Origin of the sequence: Peribacillus sp. NPDC006672, from assembly GCF_050274955.1 — a bacterium.
Lineage (GTDB): Bacteria > Bacillota > Bacilli > Bacillales > DSM-1321 > Peribacillus.
Map to the genome: position 1 here is coordinate 198,771 of NZ_JBNNOR010000006.1, position 25,673 is coordinate 224,443.

24 protein-coding genes are annotated in these 25,673 nt (G+C 40.5%); 7 read left to right on the top strand and 17 right to left on the bottom strand.

What is annotated here, in order from left to right; genetic code table 11:
* Positions 1-2: 2 nt before the first annotated feature.
* Both ACQKKK_RS12070 and ACQKKK_RS12075 read right to left on the bottom strand, forming a co-directional pair.
* Positions 3-2,279, bottom strand: coding sequence for a DEAD/DEAH box helicase (locus ACQKKK_RS12070; RefSeq protein ID WP_427616396.1), 2,277 nt, complete (start codon positions 2,277-2,279; stop codon positions 3-5).
* Positions 2,280-2,398: 119 nt separating this feature from the next.
* Positions 2,399-3,163, bottom strand: coding sequence for an alpha/beta fold hydrolase (locus tag ACQKKK_RS12075; protein WP_427616397.1), 765 nt, complete (start codon positions 3,161-3,163; stop codon positions 2,399-2,401).
* 142 nt (positions 3,164-3,305) lie between these two features.
* Between ACQKKK_RS12075 and ACQKKK_RS12080 the strand changes: the two genes are divergently transcribed.
* Positions 3,306-3,758: an Hsp20/alpha crystallin family protein gene (locus ACQKKK_RS12080; RefSeq protein WP_427616398.1), complete on the top strand. Its 453-nt coding sequence runs from the start codon at positions 3,306-3,308 to the stop codon at positions 3,756-3,758.
* A gap of 69 nt (positions 3,759-3,827) precedes the next feature.
* Here ACQKKK_RS12080 and ACQKKK_RS12085 read toward each other — a convergent pair whose 3' ends face one another.
* The 4 genes from ACQKKK_RS12085 to ACQKKK_RS12100 form a co-directional block, all read right to left on the bottom strand.
* Positions 3,828-4,457 carry a YppG family protein gene (locus ACQKKK_RS12085; protein ID WP_427616504.1) on the bottom strand — a complete coding sequence of 210 codons (630 nt, stop codon included), beginning with the start codon at positions 4,455-4,457 and terminating at the stop codon, positions 3,828-3,830.
* Positions 4,458-4,535: 78 nt separating this feature from the next.
* Positions 4,536-4,904: a YppE family protein gene (locus ACQKKK_RS12090; RefSeq protein WP_427616399.1), complete on the bottom strand. Its 369-nt coding sequence runs from the start codon at positions 4,902-4,904 to the stop codon at positions 4,536-4,538.
* A 70-nt stretch (positions 4,905-4,974) separates the two neighbouring features.
* The gene (locus tag ACQKKK_RS12095) at positions 4,975-5,250 is read right to left on the bottom strand and encodes a hypothetical protein (RefSeq protein WP_427616400.1); all 276 of its coding nucleotides are present in this window, start codon (positions 5,248-5,250) and stop codon (positions 4,975-4,977) included.
* A gap of 356 nt (positions 5,251-5,606) precedes the next feature.
* Positions 5,607-6,554, bottom strand: a complete 948-nt coding sequence (locus ACQKKK_RS12100) for a DUF2515 family protein (protein ID WP_427616401.1) — start codon at positions 6,552-6,554, stop codon at positions 5,607-5,609.
* 143 nt (positions 6,555-6,697) lie between these two features.
* Between ACQKKK_RS12100 and recU the strand changes: the two genes are divergently transcribed.
* Both recU and ACQKKK_RS12110 read left to right on the top strand, forming a co-directional pair.
* The gene (gene recU / locus ACQKKK_RS12105) at positions 6,698-7,309 is read left to right on the top strand and encodes a Holliday junction resolvase RecU (RefSeq protein ID WP_427616402.1); all 612 of its coding nucleotides are present in this window, start codon (positions 6,698-6,700) and stop codon (positions 7,307-7,309) included.
* A gap of 27 nt (positions 7,310-7,336) precedes the next feature.
* On the top strand, positions 7,337-10,045 hold the full coding sequence (locus tag ACQKKK_RS12110; protein ID WP_427616403.1) for a PBP1A family penicillin-binding protein: 2,709 nt from the start codon (positions 7,337-7,339) through the stop codon (positions 10,043-10,045).
* Positions 10,046-10,069: 24 nt separating this feature from the next.
* On the opposite strand, the gene ACQKKK_RS12115 is transcribed toward ACQKKK_RS12110, so the two are convergent.
* From ACQKKK_RS12115 to asnS, 4 genes are all read right to left on the bottom strand, one after another.
* Positions 10,070-10,606 carry a YpoC family protein gene (locus ACQKKK_RS12115; protein WP_427616404.1) on the bottom strand — a complete coding sequence of 179 codons (537 nt, stop codon included), beginning with the start codon at positions 10,604-10,606 and terminating at the stop codon, positions 10,070-10,072.
* The gene (gene nth, locus ACQKKK_RS12120) at positions 10,603-11,259 is read right to left on the bottom strand and encodes an endonuclease III (protein WP_427616405.1); all 657 of its coding nucleotides are present in this window, start codon (positions 11,257-11,259) and stop codon (positions 10,603-10,605) included. Before nth ends, ACQKKK_RS12115 begins: the two co-directional genes overlap by 4 nt.
* Before the next feature lie 22 nt (positions 11,260-11,281).
* Positions 11,282-11,977 carry a DnaD domain-containing protein gene (locus ACQKKK_RS12125; RefSeq protein ID WP_427616406.1) on the bottom strand — a complete coding sequence of 232 codons (696 nt, stop codon included), beginning with the start codon at positions 11,975-11,977 and terminating at the stop codon, positions 11,282-11,284.
* 116 nt (positions 11,978-12,093) lie between these two features.
* Positions 12,094-13,386 (bottom strand): asparagine--tRNA ligase, encoded by a 1,293-nt coding sequence (gene asnS, locus ACQKKK_RS12130; protein WP_427616407.1) that lies wholly within the window; start codon positions 13,384-13,386, stop codon positions 12,094-12,096.
* A 357-nt stretch (positions 13,387-13,743) separates the two neighbouring features.
* Between asnS and ACQKKK_RS12135 the strand changes: the two genes are divergently transcribed.
* From ACQKKK_RS12135 to ACQKKK_RS12145, 3 genes are read left to right on the top strand one after another with little or no spacing between them, the layout of a single operon-like run.
* Positions 13,744-14,532, top strand: a complete 789-nt coding sequence (locus ACQKKK_RS12135; RefSeq protein WP_427616408.1) for a fumarylacetoacetate hydrolase family protein — start codon at positions 13,744-13,746, stop codon at positions 14,530-14,532.
* Entirely contained in the window at positions 14,529-15,317 is a 789-nt protein-coding gene (locus ACQKKK_RS12140; RefSeq protein ID WP_427616409.1) for a fumarylacetoacetate hydrolase family protein, read from the top strand. The genes ACQKKK_RS12135 and ACQKKK_RS12140 overlap by 4 nt, the downstream gene beginning before the upstream one ends.
* 17 nt (positions 15,318-15,334) lie before the next feature.
* Positions 15,335-15,718 carry a 5-carboxymethyl-2-hydroxymuconate Delta-isomerase gene (locus tag ACQKKK_RS12145; protein ID WP_427616410.1) on the top strand — a complete coding sequence of 128 codons (384 nt, stop codon included), beginning with the start codon at positions 15,335-15,337 and terminating at the stop codon, positions 15,716-15,718.
* Positions 15,719-15,786: 68 nt separating this feature from the next.
* On the opposite strand, the gene hpaB is transcribed toward ACQKKK_RS12145, so the two are convergent.
* Positions 15,787-17,259, bottom strand: a complete 1,473-nt coding sequence (hpaB, locus tag ACQKKK_RS12150; RefSeq protein WP_427616411.1) for a 4-hydroxyphenylacetate 3-monooxygenase, oxygenase component — start codon at positions 17,257-17,259, stop codon at positions 15,787-15,789.
* Positions 17,260-17,416: 157 nt separating this feature from the next.
* On the opposite strand from hpaB, the gene ACQKKK_RS12155 reads away from it, so the two are divergent.
* Positions 17,417-18,286, top strand: a complete 870-nt coding sequence (locus tag ACQKKK_RS12155; protein ID WP_427616412.1) for a LysR family transcriptional regulator — start codon at positions 17,417-17,419, stop codon at positions 18,284-18,286.
* A 204-nt stretch (positions 18,287-18,490) separates the two neighbouring features.
* Here ACQKKK_RS12155 and ACQKKK_RS12160 read toward each other — a convergent pair whose 3' ends face one another.
* From ACQKKK_RS12160 to ACQKKK_RS12185, 6 genes are all read right to left on the bottom strand, one after another.
* A complete protein-coding gene (locus ACQKKK_RS12160; RefSeq protein WP_427616413.1) occupies positions 18,491-20,056 on the bottom strand; it encodes a solute symporter family protein in 1,566 nt (521 codons plus the stop codon).
* Between the two features lies 1 nt (position 20,057).
* The gene (locus ACQKKK_RS12165) at positions 20,058-20,399 is read right to left on the bottom strand and encodes a DUF485 domain-containing protein (RefSeq protein ID WP_427616414.1); all 342 of its coding nucleotides are present in this window, start codon (positions 20,397-20,399) and stop codon (positions 20,058-20,060) included.
* 799 nt (positions 20,400-21,198) lie between these two features.
* Entirely contained in the window at positions 21,199-22,182 is a 984-nt protein-coding gene (gene hpaD, locus ACQKKK_RS12170) for a 3,4-dihydroxyphenylacetate 2,3-dioxygenase (protein ID WP_427616415.1), read from the bottom strand.
* Between the two features lie 31 nt (positions 22,183-22,213).
* The gene (gene hpaE, locus ACQKKK_RS12175; protein ID WP_427616416.1) at positions 22,214-23,728 is read right to left on the bottom strand and encodes a 5-carboxymethyl-2-hydroxymuconate semialdehyde dehydrogenase; all 1,515 of its coding nucleotides are present in this window, start codon (positions 23,726-23,728) and stop codon (positions 22,214-22,216) included.
* Positions 23,729-23,806: 78 nt separating this feature from the next.
* Positions 23,807-24,724, bottom strand: a complete 918-nt coding sequence (gene hpaI, locus ACQKKK_RS12180) for a 2,4-dihydroxyhept-2-ene-1,7-dioic acid aldolase (protein WP_427616417.1) — start codon at positions 24,722-24,724, stop codon at positions 23,807-23,809.
* A gap of 109 nt (positions 24,725-24,833) precedes the next feature.
* Positions 24,834-25,511 (bottom strand): GntR family transcriptional regulator, encoded by a 678-nt coding sequence (locus ACQKKK_RS12185; RefSeq protein ID WP_427616418.1) that lies wholly within the window; start codon positions 25,509-25,511, stop codon positions 24,834-24,836.
* Positions 25,512-25,673 lie beyond the last annotated feature (162 nt).

Consider the following 25,673-nt stretch of genomic DNA (forward strand, 5'->3'; position numbering starts at 1 on the left):
TATCATTGTTTTTCCTTACAAAATTGACCTAATAACTGTTTTGCATCACTCTTGGCTGTTTTCGCAGCGGATTCCGTTCCGATACAGGAGGGACAGCCGCTTTCACAAGAACAATTTCCGATCATGGATATGGTTTCCATTAGGATGACTTCAGAGTTTTCATATACTTTATCACTTAACCCTATGCCCCCCGGATAACTATCATAGATAAAAATGGTTGGTTTTTCGTTATGTGCTGCCTTAACCTGCGGATAAACATGAATATCATGCGGATCGCACATAACATATAACGGAATCATGTAATTAAGGGCATGGGATGCACCTATCATTCCTTGCTCTATTCGATTTTCGTCCCACTCGAATATATCTGGCTCCATGGAAAGCATGGCCGAACTCGTGTGCAGTTCCATCTCAGGCAAGCTGATTGGCCCTGAACCAATATTTTCATGAGTTTCAAATTTGATTTTTTTGAAGATCGTAGGCATCGCCCGGATGGCGACGTCACCAAAGGCAGCTGAGGTGGAAGCGAAAGTTCGCTGTTTATCCACTTCCAATACAGACAACTGCACAGCAAGATTAGCATCCGTATAATAGTCCACATTGACTTCACGTACATATGCTTTCTTTTCATCCCAATCAAGTTCTTCCACCTGAAATTGCATTCCCTGGTGCAAATAAATGGCTTCATCGTGGAGAAGGGTCATTGCACTGAACGTATCCATTTCTCCTATGACCCGGTTAACCGGTGCATTCGTTTGGTCGATGATTACGACATTTTCCTGTGCAGCAGAACGCAGGCTTATATTGCTTGCTGGAAAAGCATCGTTCATCCAATGCCATTTGTCCCCATTTTGATGTAAGACCCTTTCTTCGGTAAGGAATTCTAGAACGTCCATAATTTCTGTTTTTCCAAAGGCATCACCTTTTTTAAATGGCAGCTCATACGCTGCACATTTGACATGATCAACCAGGATCAAAAGATTATCTGGATTGATTCTTGCCGTTTCTGGATTTCTGGTAAAGAAATAATCGGGATGCTGGACGATATATTGATCGAGTGCACTGGAACTGCCGACCATGATGATCAGCGCTTCACCATGCCTTCTTCCTGCTCGTCCCGCCTGTTGCCAGGCACTCGATATCGAACCTGGATAACCAGTCATTATGCACACCTGAAGCTGCCCGATATCGACACCTAACTCAAGAGCATTCGTAGATATCACTCCATAAATGGAACCATCCCTAAGGCCCTGTTCAATTTCTCTACGCTGTGTTGGCAGATATCCCCCACGATAGCCCCTGATTGATTTTGGCCCCAATTGCTTTGACACGAGTCCCTGTAAATAGGTCAATAGAATTTCCACACGAACCCTGCTTCGTGCAAAAACGATTGTTTGAATTTTATTTTTCAAAAATTCATTTGCGAGCTTCCTGACTTCCAAAACCGCACTCCTTCGAATGTTTAGCGGTTTATTGACTATTGGGGGATTATAGAAAACAAAATGTTTTTTCCCACTCGGGGCCCCGTTATTATCGATAAGCACCATTTGTTTTTCCGTAAGTTCTTCTGCCAACTCTTTTGGGTTATTGATCGTTGCGGAAGTACAGACGAATACAGGGTCGCTGCCATAAAACTTGCAGATCCTTTTTAACCTTCTTATGACGTTAGCCGTATGACTTCCGAAAACGCCGCGGTAAATATGGAGTTCATCGATGATCACATACTTCAAGTTTTCAAACAATGAGACCCATTTCGTGTGATGCGGTAAGATTCCGGAATGGAGCATATCAGGATTGGTGATGACGATATGCCCTGCCTGACGGATTTTTTGCCTGATATTTGAAGGTGTGTCCCCATCGTACGTATAACTATTTATCTCAGCATCCATTTCATGAATCATTTCGTTCAATTCGCTTTTTTGATCATAACTCAGTGCTTTTGTCGGAAATATATAAAGCGCTCTAGTTTTTTCATCTTCAAGTATTTTTTGAAGGACCGGTAAATTATAGCATAATGTTTTACCAGAAGCCGTTGGGGTGACCGCTACAAGACTTTTGCCACTGACAGCCGTCTCAAATGCAGTTGCCTGATGGGTATACAACCCATTTATCCCACGCTTTTCAAGAGCATGCTTGATCTTATCATTCATTCGATCGGGAAAAGGAACATGTTTTGCCTCTTTCGCTTCAATTACTTGCCAGTGTACAATATTCTCTTTATAATCCTCATTGGTTTTTAATTCCGTGATGACTTCTTGTAAATTTTTTCGCAGTTTCATATAACCACCTCATACTCCTATTCTACCGAATGAACGTTCTATGCAAAAGGGAAACTATTTCCTATTCCTAAAAAAAATCAGGAAACGGCTACTCCCGCTTCCTGATCATTCTTTTTCAATTAATTCTTCTCGACATATCGAATGATTTCTTCGGCTAGTCTGCTTGGAGCTTCCAACATTCCCATATGTCCGCTTCCCTCAAGTATAACTTCATAAATATGGCTCCCTTTAACAGAAAAGGTTTTTTCAGCGGGAATTACTTTATCTTTTTCACCTGCAACCAAAAGGACTGGCAGCTTCGTCTCTTTGAGTACATGATTTCTGTCTGTTCTGTTCCTCATGGCATGCAAAGACCCAATCGCACCACTTTCACTTGTTTTATAACCGATTTCCTTTGTATGTTCAATATTCGGATCATTTGAATTAGCGAAAAGCTTTGGTACAAGTCCATCAATGAAAGCAGGGATTCCATCCATTTCTATTTTCCCGACAGATTTTAAACGCCCCTCCTTACCAGCTTCATCGTCCGGCAAAGCTGTAGAATGAATCAGTGAAAAACCAGACAATTTCCCAGGAAACCTTTCTGCGAATGCCAAGGTGATATATCCTCCAAGAGAATGACCAAACATATAAACCTGACCGATTCCCTGTTCTTCCATAAATGACGCAATATCAGCAGCCATATCAACAATCGAGAAAGATGCCCCTATTTCTTCACTTGCACCATGCCCTCGTAAATCAACAGCAACAACTCGGTATTCATCTTTTAATTCAGCAATGATGTTCCTCCAATATTCATGACTTCCGCAAAACCCATGGATGAACAACAATGTTTTATTTCCTTTCCCGGTATCTATGTAGGAAAGCTTGCTATTTTCTGTCATATCAATCCCTCATTTCCTTTATTAATCAATCAGTAACTTTATTCCCTATAGATTCGTATCTAAAACACATCGGTTTCATTCACAATTCTTCAGTCCTTACATAGCCTATAGGCAAAGGAATTTTTTAGGAAGGAGAACCGTGATGACCTCTTCTGAAAAAAATAATAATCGAAATCGAATTGAACCCTTTACCCATTTTATTAACAAAATGGATCGAATGTTTTCCGAAAGGCCTCCAAAAGGCATGCTGCAATCTCTTGACGATTTCTTCGGTTCTACTAAAGAACGCAGCTTTCCGGTTGATGTCAATGAGACAAATTCAGAGTATACCCTTACCGCTACCTTGCCCGGTATTTCCCGCAGCCAAATATCCATTGATGTGCTGTCCCATGCTGTAACCATTTCTGCAAAGCATGTAGATAGGCAGCATAAAACACAAGGAATGTTTCAAAAAGAAGTTTCTGACGGTACATTTTCAAGAACTATTTCCTTTCCAAAGCCCATTGATGAAGCAAAAGTGACCGCACGACATCGCGATGGCATCCTCACGCTTCACCTGCCCAAAATTAGAGGCAATCGGATTGAAATCAATTAGGCAAATTTAAAAGCAGACTTAAATAAGTGGCTGGGTCACTTGTAAGTCTGCTTTTCCTTTATTCACCATCTAAACTTTGAAGAAGCCCCCTACTCCTTTGACCATTGACGATACTTGAGAAACTGTATTCATCATTTGTCCAGCTGTATTCATCATCTTCGTTATATCCATGGATCCATCTTGTGTTTTGAATTGATTCATGACCGATTTGATACCAGATGGCTGGGGTTTTTGCATGAACTGCTGCTTTGGATAGGGGTTATGAGCCTGCTGCTGACCTAGCGGGGGTCGTTTAGCTGGCTGCAACGGATTATCGAACGGACTAAGAGCTTGCGGCTGCTGATTGGACTGAATCGGCTGCATTTGCGGCATTTGCTGCATTTGTGGCATTTGTGGCATTTGTGGCATTTGTGGCATTGGCTGCATTACACTGTTGCCCGGATAAGCTCCAACAGGCATCGCCTGTTGCTGAATTGGTTGGAATGGGTGATAGGCCGCCTGCTGATAAGGATCATGGTTTGGCGTCATATAGCCCCCTGTATCCTGGGTATGATATGGATACATAAATGGTCGTTCAAGATTATGACTATTTTGCAGAGGATACAGCATTGACTGCTGGTACCCTCCCCAATATTCCGGCATTGATTGAGGATACTGTCCTTGATTTGGGGAGACTTGGTTAAAACCGGATCTCATCATGTTCAATGAGCCCTCCTCTTTTTTCATTACATAGTTCTGATAATATATGAAAAAAGAGGCAATAAAGTGTAGGTGTTTTTATGATAAAATCCGATTTATCTCCGCTTTTACATTATGAAGGATAAATTCGACTGATTGGACATGACTTTTAAATCGCTTGTAACTGGTTTTAGGAAAGAATGCCTGAACGGCCACATCAGAAAGGTTATGAGCGGTTTGTTCGATTTGCTCGGGGAAAAGATGCTTAAACTCGGTTTCTTTCATCCACTCCTTCATTCCGTATTCCCAATCGATGCATGAGGACCTGACCTGATCTGCAAACGGCTTGACTTCCGAAAAGAAATCCTTTTCCTTTCCTTCTTTGCGTACATCCTCATAGATATCATCCGCTTGGACCGTATATTTTATTAGTTGTTCAGTTAATAGCTGCATTTTCTCTTTTTGCACAATATATTCCTCCGCACAATTGTTTCCTCTTAGTATAATCCAGTTCTTTATAAAATGAAATTCTGCCGGCTTATACGTGCAATTCAGTGAACACCTTGTGCTTTATAATTGGTTTTTCCAGAACAATGGAAAAGGAATGGTTTTCACCTTCAGCATTAACCCAATAATCCTCGGCTTTCTCAATGGCTTCCTGGGCATCATTAACCAAAGTATATTGCTCTGCCCAAAGTTTGCATCGCACTGTATTTACAGTTTCCCCATATGAAATTTCCAAACGATCCAGGCTGGTACTGATCTCAGCTATCATCCTTAATATCTCCTCTGTTGCTACACTTTTATTGACCATGCTGATCCCTCCCATTCTTTACCTGTACTATTCTTTTTTTTATCAGAAAGCCCTTCATGACTGACAAAACTAGAAGGGAATCGGCAAAGAAAGTGCTATTCACTTAATTTATTATGCACTTCGACAACAATGGCAGAATGAAGAATGGAGTTTTAAACAAAAATACAGACAGGAGGTGATTTTATGCAGTCGAATGAAAGCAGACAGCAAGAAAACGAAAAACGACAAAAGCCGCCCACTAAAAAGGCAGGAACGGGAAATCCGAAACTTAGTGGAGAAAACCGCCCCTCAACGTAAGGCAATATTACTTGTACAATTAACAGGGAAGGGTTAATCGACTCCTTCCCTGTTTCCTTTTAAAAAAACCACTTTTTGATCATTGCGGCTGTGTGCAGCTGCTTTTGTTTATGGTCATACCAATCGGTCAATTGTGGGTCTTTCTCCCATTGGGGTTCAATAAACCAATCTTTTTTAATCCTTTTATTCACATCCCATTGCTCTGTCCCCCCTGCTTTATGATGAATCAATGGATAAACTCCCCTCAGCATCGGGGTTTCATGGTACCTAGGCTTTTTTCGATATTGTTCGTAATCAAATCTAGCCCCAGTTGGTTCAGTCCTGCAGGAAAATTCATAAAATAGCGGAAACAAATCTTCAGAAAATAAAAGGCCGGCCAACCTTTTCCCCAATTCAATCCTTTTATCGATATTTCTAAAATTCGAAACGGACGAACCATACAGCTTTCCATTGCAGGTAGGAAATAATACAGTGCTAAAATGCATCCAGTCCTGCAGGAAAAATAAAATAGAATGAAAAACGAAAGATTGCTTTTTAATAACCGGCTTTTCAATGATGTTTTGTTCATTTATTATAAGCGCAGTGACTAACTTTTCACGATTTCCATGTTTCCAAAAGGAATACCATTCGTTCGTCATGAATTCAGTAATAAAAAAATAATGACATAAGTGAAACATAGGACGTCCATACTTCGTCGAATAATGATAGAGAAGCAATTGAGGATAAGCATCCTGGAATATTCTCCAATTGGCTTCTTCATAAGTTAGGAATAGGTGGTGCCTGTATTTAAGGCTAAGCAAATGGGAATACCATACTCCTTCAAGGTCACACATATTCCAGCCTGCATTTCTAGAAACCATCCCGGCTAAAAAAGACCATTGTATTTCTGGATGCATTCTGAAAAATTGTTCATATGCCTTTGTTCTTGATATATTATCCCTATTCCCTTTCGCGGTTTGGGCTTTTATGGAATGGAGCATCTGCTTTTCCGTATTCAATATTCGCATCTATGTGTCCATCCTTTCCATAGCGATGAATTGTGACATATAGTTGTACATAAATCCTATCGTTCTAAGAAACAATTCTTTTTATTCACATATTGGATTCTTTTTTTGCTAATATAGATAAGTGAAAAAAAGGAGGGGTAAAAGTGGCATTTCATTATCCCAATGGACGAAGATTTGTACCGCAGGCTATGGAAGAAAAGAAAAGCCCACTAAAAAAAATCAGTTATAGCAACCGAGGAAAAACATTGGAAGACGATTTGAACGAAACCAATCAGTTTTATTTAGCACACGGCATTGCCGTCATTCATAAAAAACCGACACCCATTCAAATTGTTGATGTCCATTACCCGAAGAGAAGCGCTGCAGTCATTAAAGAAGCCTACTTTAAACAAGCATCGACCACCGATTACAATGGTGTTTATAAAGGAAAGTACATTGATTTTGAGGCAAAGGAAACGAAAAACAGCAGTTCGTTCCCTCTGAAAAATTTTCATGAACATCAAATTGAACATATGAAACACATCGTTCAGCATGACGGAATTGCATTTGTCATCATTCGGTTTTCCGCAATGGATGATATATATCTAATGGGTTCTGAACAACTGAGTTTTTATTGGAAAAGAATGAAAGACGGCGGACGCAAATCTATAACTCTTCAAGAAGTTGAAAGCAGTTCACAAAAGATTACTCTTGGCTTTCAACCGAGAATTGACTATATTAAAGTAGTAGATTCGCTCATCTCAGAAAATTTTTAGTTTTTTTAGAAAGGCAGGTTAGCTGTAATGGCTGAAAAATATAATACTAGAGAAGAACGCCGAAAGCAGGGGCAGACACAAAAAAAGGGACCGAGTAAAGGACCTAAAAAGCCTACCAATATGCTTAAGCGCATTTTCCTTATACTTGTTACAATCGGAATTATAGGCTTGGTTGCCGGAGGAGCTGCAATGGCTTACTTTATAAGCGATGCTCCAAAACTTGATGAAAAGCTTTTAAAAGATCCGGTCACATCCAAAATTCTCGATGAAAATGGTAAATTGCTAGCTGAAGTCGGAACAGAAAACCGGGATTATGTAAATTATGAAGACATTCCCGATCTTGTCGAAAATGCTTTCCTGGCTACGGAAGATTCCCGCTTTTATGAACACCACGGGGTGGATTTCTTACGTCTAGGCAGTGCCGTCATCGCCAACGTCAAACACGGATTCGGCTCAGAGGGTGCAAGTACATTGACGCAGCAGGTTATCAAGCGTTCTTATTTAACACCTGATAAGACCATTAAAAGGAAAGTCCAGGAAATGTGGCTATCCATACAGCTTGAAAGAAAATATACAAAACAAGAAATTTTCGAAATGTATGTGAATAAGATTTTCTTTGCAAACCGCGCCAATGGGATCTTAACTGCTTCCCAAACTTATTATGGAAAAGATCTAAGCCAATTGAAATTGAACGAAGCGGCCATGCTTGTAGGTTTACCGCAAAGCCCAAACCGTTATGACCCTTATAAACACCCTGAACGCGCGAAAGAACGCCGTGATATCGTCCTTCACTTAATGAATAAACATGGATATATCACTGAAAAGGAAATGAAAGATGCACAAAGCATCAATATAGCAGAAGGACTTCAAGAAATCGATAAAAGCCAAAAAGACACGACTGCTTATGATGCATTCATCGATTTGGTCATTGAAGAAGTTGGAAATATGGGTGACTATAACGTCTTTACCGATGGTTTGGAAATCCAAACGACCATTGATAAAGATGCCCAAGAATATGTCTATAAAATGTTGAACAGTGATGAAATCATCAATTATCCAAGTAAAGATCTCCAAGCTGGAGTCACCTTACTAGATACTGAAACTGGTGAAATTAAAGCAGTGGGCGGCGGCAGGAACACGACGGTTAAACGCGGCTGGAATTATGCAACGGATGCCAAGCGTTCACCAGGTTCGACCATTAAGCCAATTCTGGATTATGGTCCTGCTGTAGAATATTTAAATTGGTCCACCTATCATCAAATCAAAGATGAGGAATATACTTACAGTGATGGAACACCGCTTAAAAATGCTTCCGGGAGACATTATGGTACTGTAACGACTCGCGAAGCACTAGCACGGTCATTAAATATCCCTGCCTTAAAGACGCTTCAAGCAGTCGGCTTGGACCGGGCACGTGATTTTGCCATTGACCTTGGCATCCCTTTTAATGAGGAAATATATGAACCTGCTGCACTTGGCGGCGGGCAGGACGTTTCTACACTTGACCTTGCCGGTGCATACAGTTCATTCGGAAACAATGGTATCTATAATAAACCGCATAGTGTGAAAAAGATTGTTTTACGTGACAAAACCACTATCAAAAACAAGACGGAATCGAAACCGGTCATGAAAGATTCCACGGCTTTCATCGTGACGGACATGTTGAAGAGCGTCATTAAAGAACCTTATGGAACAGGAAGGCTAGCCAATATACCTAATCTTCCATTAGCCGGTAAAACGGGTTCAACCAATTTCACGCCTGAACAGCGTGCAAAGAACAACATCCCATCCTCCGGTGTAAAAGATAGCTGGATGGCGGGTTATACAACCAATTATACAGTTGCAGTATGGGCTGGATATGATAATGCACCAGGTAAGAAAATGGAATATCTAGGCGATTCATCTCAAAGGATCCCTAAATCAATTTTTAAGAATTTGATGGAACATATGGCTCAATCAAAAGAAACGAAAGACTTTGAACAACCTGACAGTGTAGTAAAAGTAGGCATCATAAAAGGTTCGAATCCAGCTATTAAAGCAAATGAATATACGCCAAGTGATAAAATCACATATGAATATTATGTTAAAGGGCACGAACCAACACAAGTGACTACGGAATATAAGAAAGTGGACTCACCTAGTATCAACGCTTCCTATAATCAAGAAAGCAATGAAATTCAGCTATCATGGTCATATCCTAAAGGTAATGCCAAGTTCGAGGTTAAGATGTCCGTTGATGGCGGAGCTCAAAGCGTGTTAAAAAAATCGAAGGATACTAGTTTAACGATCCCTAATCCAAAACCTGGAAGTAAATATACTTTCTCAGTGGTAGCCATAGTGGATAACCAACAAAGTGATCCTGCAAGTACATCCGTCAAAATCCCTGCAGAAGCGGAAGATTCTGAGGGTACTGACGAGGAGATTAAAGATCCGGCAGAGGGTGAAAATCCGGAACAAGAAACTCCAGCTGAAGGTGAAGAAGATAAGCAAGACGAAGATAAAAATAACAGCGGCAACAACGGCAATGGAAATGGAAACACTGATAATAATGGAAATGGAAACAATACTGATGATGGAAAAGGCAATAAGGATGATGAAGACGTTGAAGGTGGGGATACTGTCACCAACCCTGGGAATGTAGAAGAAGAAAAACCAGGCGAAACCCCTGACCCTAACCCTAACCCGGACCCTGATCCAGAAAAAGAGAAAGACAAGGATAAAGAAAACAAAGACTGACTAAAAAACGTCTAAGCTAAAAGCTTAGACGTTTTTTTTATTCTTATTTATGATCATGAACTTCACATATAGTTTCTCAAATTCTCGGAACAACTCACTAAGTTGTCTATAAGAATGAAAAGAAGCGGGTCTTGCAAGGATAAAAGAAACCCTTTCAGCCACGTTCACCGGAATATTATTAAAGGACTCTATTTGTACTCGGCAATCACTCAATACCACTGGCTTTCCATGCATCCAGAAGACTGCATTTAAAAATAAACCGATACCCTGCTTCATGAGTCCCAAGGTCCTTCCCACTTTTCGCTCTGAAAATAGTAGGCTGCATTCAGTATCTATTCCCTTCCATTTTTCCAGTAGTTCCTTTATATGCATTGCCCCCTTAGACCAAGGAGCATACGACTCTACATTATTATAGTAAAGTAACTCATACGGGAAAGCCTCGAATGGGATTGACCCATTCCATCCTGTATAGCATTCTTTTTCCAAGATGATTTCCTTTTCAGGGAAAAAGAACGGATGGTCCAATTCGGCCGGGACTTTTAATGATATGGACTGCGTCACTTGGCCTCTTTCCTTTTCATTCTTTTTTTTCCTTCACGGCATAATTCAAGGAGTGGGCAGGTTTCACATCTTGGTGACTGGGCCTTGCAATGATAGCGTCCAAAGAATATCAGACGGTGATGTGTAACGGACCATTCATCCTTTGGTATCTTAGCCATCAACGTTTTCTCAACATCAAGGACACTATCCTTCCAACGGCATAATCCCAGGCGCTTGGAAACCCGCTCTACATGGGTATCCACAGCTATCGCTGGCACATCATACGCAACTGAAACGACTACATTCGCCGTCTTTCTGCCTACGCCAGGCAATTTAACAAGCTCATCCCGATCCCTGGGAACTTCCTTACCGTAATCTTCGATCAGCATTCGCGACAACTTTTGTATGTTCTTAGCCTTGTTACGAAACAAACCGATTGAGCGAATGTCATTTTCCAACTCTTCTATCGGAACGCTTATGTAATCCTCAGGCGTTTTATATTTTTGAAATAAATCCTTCGTGACTTTATTTACTAATACATCCGTACATTGAGCTGAAAGAGCAACAGCAATCACCAATTCAAATGGATTGGAGTGATTCAGCTCACAATGGGCATCCGGAAACATTTCACCCATTGTATCCAGACAATATCGAATTTGAGCTTTATTCAACATATTGGTTCTCCTTCAATTTACATTACTGCTCGAGCCAGTTATAAAAGGGCACATCTTTCAATGGTTGTGCAGTTTCCGTCTTTCGTTCCCTCTTTTGATGAACTCTAAATTTTTTTCCTTGCTCCCTTGCCTGTTCTAAGGTTTTAATTCCATTCTTTTTCCACTCGAACAAAATCCGATCAATGTATCGGAAATTCAATTTACCGGAAATGACAGACTCCCTAAGAGCTGTCTTAATGATTTCAGGTTGATGGTCGTCCTCCATCCACATTGCCAATGTCTCACATTCAAATGGAGATAGTGGGCGGCCGAACTCCTGTTCAAAAATCGTATAAAGGCTCTCTCCCGCTTTTTGGACCTCAGCTGACTCTGACTGTTTCAAAGTTTTTAAGAAACAGTCCATCATTTTTTCATAAAGTGGAGCCAACGAATATTTTTCCTGTCCGATTTCTTGACTCCCTTCAACCACCATTTCAACAAATCCCCTTTGAACCAAACGCTGAATTAAGAATAGACATTCCGTTTCCTGTAATGTCATTCGATCAGATAGTTGCGATGGTGCAGGGAAATGGTTACCTTTATCGATAAAGCTTTGCAGTTGTAATAATAGGACCATTTCTTGTTCATTCAGTCCCATTGTCTTATAGTTAGTCAACAAAAAGGATGGAATCGTTATCGTTCCTTCCTTAAACCACGCATATAAATGTTCTTTATTCATGTTATTGGACACCTCTGATTAAGTATAACATGAATATGGCTCCCCTAATAAGTTTATAATTTTAACAAAAAACGGTTATCTGCCCAATATGACAGGATAACCGCTTCATTACAAGATCAAGGATATAAACGATTTAATAGACGTGGGAACGGAATGGTTTCACGGACATGTTCAACACCACTGATCCAAGCAACGGTACGTTCTAACCCCAAACCGAAGCCTGAATGCGGAACAGATCCGTATTTTCTTAATTCCATATACCATTTGTAAGCATCTTCGCTCAAGCCATGCTCATTGATTCTCTGTTCAAGCAATTCCTGATCATGTATCCGCTCCGAGCCTCCAATTATTTCTCCGTACCCTTCCGGAGCAATCAAATCGGCACAAAGAACGACTTCTTCCCTGTCAGGAGCAGGCTGCATATAAAAAGGTTTGATTTTGGTTGGATAATGAGTTATGAAGACTGGCTTATCATAACTTTCTGCTATCGCAGTTTCGTGCGGTGCTCCAAAATCATCACCCCATTGGATATCATCAAATCCTTGTTCATGAAGGAACTTAATGGCTTCATCATATGTAATACGCGGGAAAGGAGCTTTAATTTGTTCAAGCTTCGCTGTGTCACGGCCCAGCGTATTCAACTCAAGCTGACAGTTTTTCAAAACAGATTGGATGATGGAAGATACGAATTGTTCCTGAACCTCCAGATTTTCTTTGAATTCGATGAAAGCCATTTCTGGTTCAATCATCCAGAACTCGATTAAATGCCGTCTTGTTTTGGATTTTTCCGCCCTGAAAGTAGGCCCAAAGGAAAATACCTTCCCTAGTGCCATTGCTGCCGCTTCCATATAAAGCTGACCACTTTGTGAAAGGTATGCATCCTCATCAAAGTATTTAGTGGCGAACAATTCACTCGTTCCCTCTGGTGCGCTTCCTGTTAAAATTGGGGGATCGACTTTAACGAAACCTTCTTCATTAAAGAATTCATATGTAGCACGGATTATTTCATTCCGGATTTTCATGACTGCATGCTGTCGTTTTGAACGCAGCCACAAATGGCGGTTATCCATTAAGAATTCAGGACCATGCGCTTTAGGTGTAATGGGATAATCCAATGATTCATGAATGATTTCAATATCTTTCACTTGTAACTCAAAACCGAACGGCGAGCGTTCATCCTTTTGAATGACACCTGTTACATACAAGGATGTCTCTTGCGAAAGCGATTTCGCACGTGCAAAAATTTCTTCACCCACATCAGCTTTCACGACGACACCTTGAATGAAACCTGAGCCATCACGGATTTGAAGGAATGCAATTTTACCACTGGAACGTTTGCTGGCAAGCCAGCCTCCAATGGTAACTTCTTGATCAACGAATTTGCTAGCATCTTTTATTGTAATTTTCACGGGATTTCCCTCCAAAAATAGCTTAACTCACTAAGGAATTTACTCTACTTATTATACCCATAGCCCTGCTTACAAGCAAATAAATCAATTGGAGCGGAAGTTGCTTCCCTTTTATATCACTCTTATCAATTTTTCAAAGTGCATCCGCCATATTGCACACTTTTTCACTAGCGAATTTGTTGATTTGATATTTGCTCCATCCTAACAAAATGTTCAGGGCATTTTTCTGTTGAAACCAACCTTTTCACTTAACAGTTTTTACCTCATTATACTGAATAATCTAAAAATGTTGAACTTAAACAAAAAATCATATACGATATCATATATGATTAATAAAAAATCAAGGGGGGATTTTCCATGGCAAAAGCAAGAGTGAAACTAAAAAAATCAGATTATTCAGAGGAAACGGATATATTGTCGAACGGTTATATATTAATGAACGGTGAAAAATACGATGTATCCCAAATAAAGTTGGATATCCCTATTTCAGGAACTGTATATGGGACATTATTAAACTATAAAGGATCATTGGAAGCACTGAAGGAAAAGGTCGACCATCCTCCTTATAATGAGCCTCCTAAAGGGCCGATCCTTTATATTAAACCTAGAAACACGTTTTCTTCTTTTTCAAATCCAGTTCCCCTTCCAAATGGCATACCTGAATTGGAAATCGGGGCGGCACTTGGAATAGTGATCAATAAAACGGCCACAAGGGTCAAGAAAGAACATGCATCGGATTATATAGAAGGTTATACGATCGTCAATGATATTAGCATCCCGCATGAAAGCGTTTACCGTCCTGCGATCCGCTTTAAAGCCCGAGATGGATTTTGCCCGATCGGTCCCTGGGTCGTATCCAAGGAATCCATATCCAACCCCGATTCATTAGGAATCCGTGTATTTATAAATGGGGAGCTCAGGCAAGAAAATTCAACTGTAAATCTAATTCGCTCCATTTCCGAACTCATTGAGGATGTAACAGACTTCATGACTCTGAATTCGGGTGACGTCCTTCTAGTTGGAGTTCCTGAGAATGCACCACTGGCAAAAGCCGATGATCATATAAGAATTGAAATTGATGAAATCGGATATTTGGAAAATACAATCATTTCTGAAGTAAAGCTATCAAAGGAGGGGGTTTTATGAAGAGAGCCCGTGTAGCCTATGCAGGTGCCATACATCTAGCAAGTGAATATAATGGCCGGCTCCAATTAACGGATGGCCGGATTGTCAATGAGCAAGATGTTGTCTGGCTTCCCCCTGTGGAACCCCGTACTGTATTCGCGCTTGGCTTGAATTATGCCGACCATGCGAAGGAGCTGGCTTTTAAAGCCCCGGAAGAACCCCTCGCGTTCTTAAAAGGGCCCAATACCTTTATCGGGCACCGGGGACAGACAAGACGGCCTTCTGATGCATCTTATATGCATTATGAATGTGAACTGGCAGTCGTCATCGGTAAAAAGGCGAAGAACATAAAAAAAGAAGATGCCTTTAAATATGTAAGTGGATATACCATTGCAAATGATTATGCAATACGGGATTATCTGGAGAATTACTACCGGCCAAACTTAAAGGTCAAAAATCGCGATACCTGCACCCCAATTGGACCTTGGCTAGTGGATGCCGAAGATATTCCAGATCCTTCGAATCTTTCAATCAAGACATACGTCAACGAAAAATTGACTCAGGAAGGAAACACGAAAGACATGATATTCAGCATTGCTGATTTAATTGAATATTTCAGCAGCTTCATGACATTGAGTCCAGGCGATATCATATTGACAGGCACACCCGAAGGATTGGCGGATACTGCTGTAGGTGATGAAATCACCACTGAAATTGAAGGGATCGGAAAACTCGTTAGCACAATAGTCGGTGACGATATATTTAGAGAAGACGGGGATCGGTCGCATTTAAAAATTCACAATTAACGGAAGGGAATGATCACATGCCTCATATAATTATAGAATATACGGATAATATAAAAGATGAACTCCAGATTGACGGTTTATTAAAGAAAGTGAATGATGTATTAATCTCCTATCCTTCCATCTTTCCAATTGGCGGCATTCGATCTCGAGCCATTGAATTAAAGCATTATCGTGTTGCCGATGGTTCAGAGGATGATGCCTTTATTCATGCCATACTAAAAATTGGCGCTGGACGCCATGACAAGGATAAAACCAAAGTATGTGACCAACTTTTTGAAACGCTGGAATCCCATTTGGCAGCCCTCTTTTCAAAGAGATATCTTGCCCTTTCCATGGAGCTCACGGAGTTCAGTGATTTTGGCACATATAAAAAGAATAATATCCATAACCGATTTAAATAAAAGATTTCATATTTAAAGGCCTTCCTTAGCATCTGGAAGGCCTTTATGGTTACATACTGCTATAGGGCTCAGTTGATTTCTGCAAGATTTTCAGAACGGTTTAAGAACTCCTTGACACGGTCCACATGTTCCTGTTTATCATAGCCGGCATATAAAGCGCTGGCCATGCGAACCGGATCTCCAAAAAAGAAGCGTTCATACAGTGTTTGCCTTGTTCCAAATGAACTCATGCATACATCCCATGCGAGACGATACAATTTAACCCTGTCATACGCTCCGCCATTAGCGGCTTGAAGATATTTATCCAAATCCGGTCGAAGCTCCGAATTGAAATCGGCTTCATTTGGTATCGCCATTAAGCCACTAGCCCCAAGAAGCTGCATTATTTCACTGAATCTAGGGTAAATCTTTGGATAATAATTACGGGCAATGTTTAACGGTGTGAAATCAGGTGTCATTATTCCCCACTTATCCACTTTGGCGTTTGCCTCCGAAGCTGTAATGAAAGCTTTTACCGTTTCAAGCGCTATGATGACTTCCGAGATTTTCTCCTGAACATGCTGGTATTGCCCAATATTGATCGTTTCCACCATTAGTTGCAGAATACCCAGAATGAACTCGGTTTTGACAATATTCTTCGATACCACCTGATGGGTCATATGAACAACCGCATTGCTTTCATTATAAGCCTGGTTGCAAATGCCGACATCACCATATGCGAATACCCGATTCCAAGGAACGACTACATCATCAAAAACGATTATAGTATCCATTTCTTCAAATCGTGAACCAAGTGGATGGTCAAAATTTGATTTGCCATAGTCGAATGATTCACGACAGATGAATTTTACCCCCGGTGTATTATTCGGTATGGAGAATGCGAATGCATAAGGGTTTTCTTCTTCTGATTGTTTAAGCAATGTTGAAGGAAAAACCATGATTTCATCCGTGATTCCGCCTTGTGTAGCTAATAATCTGGCTCCCTTTATAATAAGGCCTTCTGAATCCTTGCCAGCAATCCGTGCAGCGATGTAAGGGTCCGGAAGCTTTGCCGCACTAACTCCCCTATTAACCTGGGGTTGAATCAGGGTATGTGTCAACGACAAATCCATTTCCCGGCAGAGCTCATAGTAATCTTTCATATTTTTAGCAAATGCCGAATCCTGAGTGCCGAACATATCCGCCGCGGAACCATACGCCATCATTCCACTGTTGATATAATCAGGAGAACGGCCCATCATTCCATTATTATGTCTTGCCCATTCTTGAATCATTTTCCTCCTTTTTTCAAGATCTTCCTTAGTCCGAGGCTGCATGAATGAGGCCCCTACACTTTCATTGGAAGTTGGTGAAATATAAGTCATGATATCTTTTTTCTCGGGATCATGCTGAAGGTCATATAATTCGGCCTGTGTTTTCATGACCCCTTTAAAAGCTGGGTGTTCACTGATTTTATCTTTTACTTGCTCCCCATTTATCCATACATTCGCCTTTGCGTTGTCTACCCTATTAATATATTCTTCACCTGTTTTTGCCGGCATGATTGCATCCCCCTTTAAAATATAAATGAAGCGCTTACAAATAATTGAATTCCAATTAATTAACTACTATAACAAAATATACCATGTGTTATGATATATATAAAATACTTAAAAAATTCAATCTGTATATGTAAATCATATGTATGAGGTGTATAAAATGGACATCCGGCAGTTAAAGTATTTTGTGACCATCGTTCAGGAAAAACAAGTAACAAAAGCCGCAAAAAAATTACATATGGCCCAACCGCCTCTTAGCCAGCAGCTTAAATTAATGGAAATGGAAATAGGTGAAAAGCTTTTCGATCGCAATGGAAAGAAACTTGAACTTACTGAAACTGGCAAGGTCCTTTATAAAAAAGCTGAAGCTCTATTAAACCAGTTTGAAGAAACACTTTTGGAAGTGAAGGAGGTCAGTAAAGGGTTAAAGGGCACTCTTTCCATAGGGTCTGTAAAAACTTGCTTTTCTTACATTCCGCAAAGGTTGAGAACTTTTAGAGCAAATTACCCTGACATACGCTTCAGGTTAATGGAAGGCGATACGTTCCGTATGACGGAAGGTTTAATAAATAGGGAAATCGAGTTGGCCATTGTACGACTTCCTATTAACGGTAAGCAATTCTCATCGATCAATCTTCCACCTGAAGATTTTGTGCTTGTCACCCCAATAGATTGGGATATCCCAGACTCCATTGAATTTAAACATATTAAAGAATTTCCCCTTTTATTGCTGCATAGGGTAAGCGGCCAAGGTACTTATGAACTTATCGTGGATGAATGCTTCAGACATGGATTTGAACCTGCCATTGTATGTGAATGTCCTGATGCAGCAATGATACTATCTTTAGTGAAAGAAGGAATAGGTGCTACCATCATGCCACGCACCACCTCCAAGTCTTTTTCAACTCAGGGTATAAAAATAGTCAAATTCAAAGATTGTGAAGTAAAATCGGAAGCCGCCCTTATATGGCTCGAAGAACGCTATCTTTCCAAAGGTGCCATCAAATTTCTGGAAACATTTTCTGAATGAGTTGCCAGTTATCCATGGATCTTCATTTCATTTGTACCTCATTCATCGATCAATTTTGTCTGGATTTGAATTTTATTCAAAAAAAAAAGGGAAAATCAACCTTAAGGTAGATGGCTGATTTTTCCCAGTTCATTCACAAGGGCAGTAACTTGCTCCTTATTTAACCATAACATTGAAATCCTTATAGGCATGCTTTTACATCCTTCAATGTCGCACAACACCCTTAACGTCATGCCCAGTATTGGACTTTACGAGGATTTCATTAAAATTATCTTTTGTAACCGTTTTTAAATTTGACCGGCGGTTACCGAACAGGGCACCTAAATAGCATGCCAGGAACCCAAGCGGAATGGACACTATCCCTGGTGAATTCAAAGGAAAAATCGGGTTACCTGTAATAATGGTGGCTCCCGGAACAGGGTTCCAAACATTTGGACTTAAGGCTACGAGTAAAAGTGTACCTAAAAGACCAGTCATCATACCGAATATTGCACCGGTTTTATTGAATTTTTTCCAATAGATCGTAAGAAGGATGACTGGCAAATTCGAACTTGCGGCCAATGTAAAGGCAATCGATGCTAGAAACGCTACATTGAATTCCTGCAGACCTAATGATAAAACGATCGCAAGTGCCGTCACGCCTACGGAAGCCCATCTTGCCATCATCATTTGCTGTTTTTCCGTCGCTTTTCCATCTTTTAATATTTCATTATAAAAGTCATGTGAAAAAGCCGTAGCACCTGTTAATACGATTCCCGCAACTACTGCGAGTATCGTTGCAAATGATACCGCTGCAATAAAGGCGAATAAAATGTCCCCGCCCACAAGTTGGGCCAATAAAGGTGCAGCCATGTTCCCCGCTGGGTTTGCAGCTATGATATTCGATGTTCCAACCAACTTCGCTGCACCGAATCCGAGAAAAATGACCATGATGTGAAAAGCACCCATAATCCACATCACCCAAACAACCGACTTTCTTGCCACTTGTGCATTCGGGACAGTCAAAAAACGTATTAAAATGTGAGGCAGACCTGCTGTTCCTAGAATAAGGCCTAGTGACAAGGAAGCTGCATCCCAACCACTGGCATATTTAATACCTGCTTTCAAATAATCTGCACCCATAGGTGTCGCTGTTTTCATAGCCGTGAAAATCCCGACGAAATTAAAATTCAACTTCCACATGACAATCATGAATAATATAAACACCCCGCCAATTAACAGGATGGCTTTAATGATCTGCACCCAACTTGTTGCCGTCATTCCTCCAAAAAGAACAAATACCAACATTGCAATACCTACGATGATAACAGATGCATTATACGGGATGTCTAAAAGCAATTTAAATAAAGCACCTGCCGCAACAAGTTGACCCAGCATGTACATGACTGATATCACCAGAGTATTAAAGGCGGTCACTCCCCGGACCTGTTTATACTTAAACCTCGTAGTCACCATATCGGCCAATGTGTATTTCCCTAAGTTCCGTAAAGGTTCAGCTACTAGGAATAAAACGACCAGGAATGAAACAAGTGCCCCGTACATAAGGAAAAAACCATCATACCCCGTTAGGGAAAATGCCCCAATCAATCCTAAAAACGTGGAAGCAGACATAAAATCTCCGGCCAATGCAAGTCCATTTTGCCTAGCTGTCAACCCGCCCCCAGCCGTATAAAAAGAACCTGCCGTTTTAGTTTTTTTGGATGCGAAATACGTGATGAAAAGGGTGCCTATCGACATTAGCGCAAATAGAATAATAACTGTCCAATTCATGTTAAAGCCCTTCTTTCTCGATGATTTCTTTAATTTGTTCATCGATTCTTTCTGATTTCCTTACATATATGCTGCAAACCCATACAGACATAACCGTAATGGAGACACCGTACACCCATGCCCATGTTATGTCTCCAATGAAAGGGTGATCCAGGATATCTGTGTAAAAAACTAAGAAGGGCAGAAGAAGCGAATATCCCATAAAAAAAATCGTAAAAGGAATGACAAATTTCTTTTTATCGGAAATCATTTGCTGAAACTCTTTGGAAACAACAATCTTTTCATAATCCAATAGATTGGTTTGTTCCGATTCTTCAGGGTTTTGTTTTTCAAACTGAACCATCACTTCACACCTCTTCTGGTATTTATATTTCCAAGGACGGTAACTTAGCAAAAGTCTTGATCTTCACCATTGTAGGCATCTCTCTTCAATGGGATATATCCCCTTCCTCCATCCAATTGCCAGATTTCAAATGAATTGCAAGTCAGGGGATAAAAAAATCTACTGTAAGAGGTTCTAAGGTCCCACTCCTTTTGCTCCTCGGTTCACAACCCGAATTCCTTCCGTCTGACGCTTACAGATAGGGCAGCAGTAAGTACCCACTGCTGCCCTGCCCCAGACCATATCTTTTAGTAGGCGTGCATTTGCCCTTAATGATCTCTATAAAGGTTCCTACACCTAATTCCTGCATTAATTTTACTTTTTGCTCTAATGAAGTAATGTTAGGTGTTGATCGATCCATGATTTTCCTTGTGAGGAAATGTCATGACCGCCAATTTCAAATCTTGCTGTAAAACAATGCTTTTCGCTTATAAATTCTTGATGTCACAAATGAATTCCCTCGAAACTGCAAGAGCCATCACAAACGGTTCTGCTTGTATATTAATATTGGAAAGTGAGTGCTGTACATGAATGAATCCAAATCCATCTTCCTTTCATTGCTTCTTGAAAGGTTCCATTAAAAACTTCATAAGACAGACCTTCCTTAGTCCATCTCTTAACCAGTAACAAAAGGATTGGTTCTAAGATTCAGTAGTCATTGAAACAGGTATTGAATTAGCACTCTCTCCAAATTGGCCTTTTAATGTCAAGTCAGTTTTGTTGAGACACTCGACCATTCACCCGCTAACCCCCGCTTCAATCAGATAATGAATTCAGGCTTGCTTTTTTCCAGTATCGGTTCCTCAAGAGAAACTTCTTGACCTGATATTATATCAAGGACAGCAGAAGCCTCATCAAACCATGAATCCGGAGCTTTTGCCCCCCAGAATGTCTGCCGCCTTGGATCATCCAGATTCCAATGAATCGGTTCGGTATCTGGGTCAGACGTTAAGTAATCCCCATTGTATAATTCGATTCTGTGACCATCCGGGTCTCTTAAATATAGGAAGAATGCATTGGATAGGCCATGCCTTCCGGGTCCGCGTTCGATGGACCCTGCATATCCGAGTGATGCCAGCACATCACACGCATGGATAAGTGCAAGGGGATCTGGCAGAAAGAAGCCTACATGATGAAGTCTTGGACCGATTCCGTTCATGAATGCTTGGTCATGGACAGTTTGTTTTCTATGTAGCCAGGTGGCCCATAATTGACCCGACTCATCGACAGTATCTTCTGAACAGGCAAAGCCTAATTCTTTTACATAAAAATCATGGGCTTTTTGTACATCTGGAACACTACAATTCACATGATCGATCCTTTGGACCCTTGAACCCCTATGCAAATCGAATCGTTGCAGCAATCTTTCGGCTTTATCCATTTTGCTGAAAAATTCCACTGGCAATCCGGAAATGTCCTGAACTCGGAGGGATTTGCCCAGTGCATGCTGTGTTCCTTCTTTCATCCACTTCATTTTCATTCCCTTGGAAAGGAAAAAAGTTTCCAATTCTTTAAGGTCTTCCTCTTTTTCAACCTTGTATCCTATCACTTCCACGCTTGGCTTTTCTGCCTTTTGCAAGATAAGCGAGTGATGATGCGCTTCCTCTAAACCACGTAAATATATGTGATCATTTGTTCGTTCCGTTTCAATAAAACCTAAAGCATCCACATAAAAGGCTCTTGATTTGTCTAAATCTGTGACATTAAGTATCGTTCTCGCAACACGAATAATAGAAAAGTTCATAGTATTCTCCCCTTCTTAAATGAAACCCGGATTATTTTTCAGCAGAAGAAACGGCATTTTGTTTTACATCCCCAAATTTTGGAATGTGATGTTCTCCAATTGCCACGTGGATAACCTGTGTTTCTGTATAGAATTCAAAGCTATAATGGCCACCCTCACGTCCTACCCCACTATATTTCGATCCTCCAAAAGGTATCCGCAAATCCCTTACATTTTGTGAATTCACCCAGACCATCCCACTATCGACAGCTTGAGCAAATCTATGTCCACGCTTCATATCATTGGTCCATACATAAGCAGCAAGCCCATACTTTACATCGTTGGCCATTCTCAGTACTTCCTCTTCCGACTTAAAAGGAATGACTGCCATGACTGGTCCAAAAATCTCTTCCTGTGCCACCGTCATATCATTTGTACAGTTCAGGAGAAGCGTCGGGGCGATATAATTCCCTTCCTTAAATTCACTCGGTATGACACCGCTTACAATATCTGCACCTTCATCTTTTGCTATATCCAGATAACGGGAGACATTATCAAAATGGTTTCGATGGATCAGCGGTCCGATTTCCGTTCCTGATTCCATTGGATTTCCAATTTTGATATTATGAACACGTTCCTTCAATTCTGCAACGAACTGGTCTATTATCGATTCATGGACAAATAACCTGGAATTAGCTGTACAGCGCTCCCCATTGAATGAATAGATTCCCCAAACCACTGAATCCAGGGCCTTTTCTAAATCGGCATCTTCAAAAATGATCGCTGGTGATTTACCTCCGAGTTCCATGGAAAAACGTTTCATTGTATCCGCGCCATTTTTAATGATTTCAGTGCCAGTCGTCGTTTCCCCGGTAAAGGATATCAATTGGACTTCAGGATGGGCAACCAAGGATGCCCCTGCTGTCTCCCCAAAACCATGTACGATATTGAATACGCCTTTTGGTAAACCGGATTGATCAATGATTTGAGCCAATTTATTGGCTGTTAAAGGAGACCATTCCGCCGGTTTTAGGACACAAGTATTACCTGTTGCAAGGGCCGGGGCGATTTTCCAGGTTTCTAACATGAAAGGCGCATTCCAAGGAGTGATTAATCCCGCTACTCCTATCGGTTTATGAATCGTATAATTGATGAAAGTATCATCCATTTGATACGATTCTCCTATAAGCCTGCTTTTCACCATTTCAGAATAAAAACGGAAATTCTCCGCTCCTCTAGCTGCCTGTTTTTTTGTCTGGCTAATCGGCAACCCTGTATCAAGTGATTCCAAATAGGAAATTTCTTCGGCATTTTCTTCAATTAAATCAGCAATCCTATTAATGTACTTCAATCTTTCTTCCACTTTCATCGTTCTCCATGGACCGTTATCGAATGCAGCTCTTGCAGCAGCTACCGCTTGATCAATGTCCAGTTTAACCCCTTCTGCCACATTATTGATTGCTTGATTATTAAAAGGGCTTATATTTTCAAATGTTTTTCCTGAGATACCATCGACAAATTGACCATTGATGTAATGCTTGACATCTTGCACGGGAAAAGTTTGCATGATAAATCCTCCTTTAAAAATTAATTCGGGAAGATGACAATAATCGTTAGGATTTCTGCAATCTTCCCAATCTAGCAATTATGACTGGATTATTTGGTCAATCAGCCCGTATGATTGAAGGGTTTCACGCAGTTCTTTTTCCAATGGTTCCGAAGGCGGCCCCATAGGCGGCCTTAATGCAGGATTGATTTTCCCCATCATCCCCATCGCAGCTTTTAATGGTCCTGGATTGGTTTCTTTAAACAACACATCATTCAATGGCATTAATTTGTAATGGAGGTCAAGTGCCTTATCAACATCACCTTCCACCCAATGGTTATAAATTTCCGCCACTTCTTTAGGAGTGATATTAGCTGTAGCACTTATATGTCCTGCCCCTCCAATAGCCAACATTGGATAGCATAATAATTCGATGCCCGAATATAAGAGAAAATCCCTTCCACAATTCAATAAGACACGGTTCACATGTTCAAAATCCTTATTTGATTCCTTTACACCAATAATATTCTTACAATCTTCAGCAAGACGTGCCAATGTCTTCACTTCTAAATTCGTCGCCGTTCTTCCGGGGATGTTATAAACGATAAGCGGGATATCAACAGAATCAGCTACCGTCTTAAAATGATTGTAAAGTGCCTGTTGATTCGGTTTATTGTAATAAGGAACGATGACTAAAGCAGCATCCGCACCCATTTCCTGTGCCCTTTTTGTCAAATGCAACGTTTCTTTCTGATTGGCAGATCCAGTGCCTGGTGCAACTGGAACACGGGCTTTTGCTGCTTTAATTGCCGTTTCCATCACTAATTCCCGTTCCTCAATCGTTAGTGAACTCGGCTCGCCGGTAGTCCCGCATACCGAGATTCCATGGGAACCGCTTTCAATATGCCAGTTTACTAGATTTTCAATTGCTTTTACATCCACTTCCATCTTTTCATCGAACGGAGTGATTACTGGAGCGATGGATCCTCTTAAACGACTTTTGATATCCTCATACATTTTTTCTTCCACCCTTTCATTATTTGAATATTCGGATTAATATAAGTAAAAAAATCGGCTTTGTTTTTATAAATAATCGATCGACTATCATAAAACAAAGCCTAGGTCATCAAAGTGCCTGATCGTGATTAGATTCCTCCCTCTGCTTGAATGTACTGATGGCATTCAATTTATGCTTTCTTACCAATGATTCAATTTCTTCAAAAGAAGCTTTTTCCTGTAGAAGCTTTATGATGCTTTCATGTTCACGAATGGATTGGACTGCTCGTTGCGGCACCATGGTGAACATGGATTTTCTGACTCTATTCATTCTTTGTTGCGCCTGTTTAATTTCCTCTAATAAAAAGGAATTTCCGCATTTTTCATAAATTTCCGCATGGAAACATTCGTTTAACTTACCAAACAGCTCTAATTCAAAGTTATGTAGCGCTTTTTCCATTTCTTTGTTTAATTTAATTAGATGATCAAAATCATGATCATTCATCGTTAAAGAACTGAGAGCAGCTGCATAGCCTTCAAGCAAAGATAAAACAGAAAGGGTTTCAATGTATTCGCTTTCATTAATACTTGTAACCACTGCTCCACTATAAGGCTTATATTGAATAAGGCCGTCAGACTCCAGTTGTCTGATCGCTTCCCTGACAGGAATCGGGCTTAAACTAAGTTCTTTTGCCATCTGATCGATAATGATCCGCTGTCCGGAACCGTATGTTCCATCCAAAATTAATTTACGAAGGTGCTCATAAGCAATTTGCTTTTTGCTGGGGTTTTTGTTTTTATCTTCCATATTTTTATCATATATGAAATCATATATGATTGCAATTGGTTTTTATAAAATATCATATATGATTTTCTTTTTTATTTGCAAATCCTGATTCTCATTATGATCGGTTACGTATGCAAATGAGAAAAACTCCCTTGGTGAAGGGATGGGTTTAATAATTCCAGG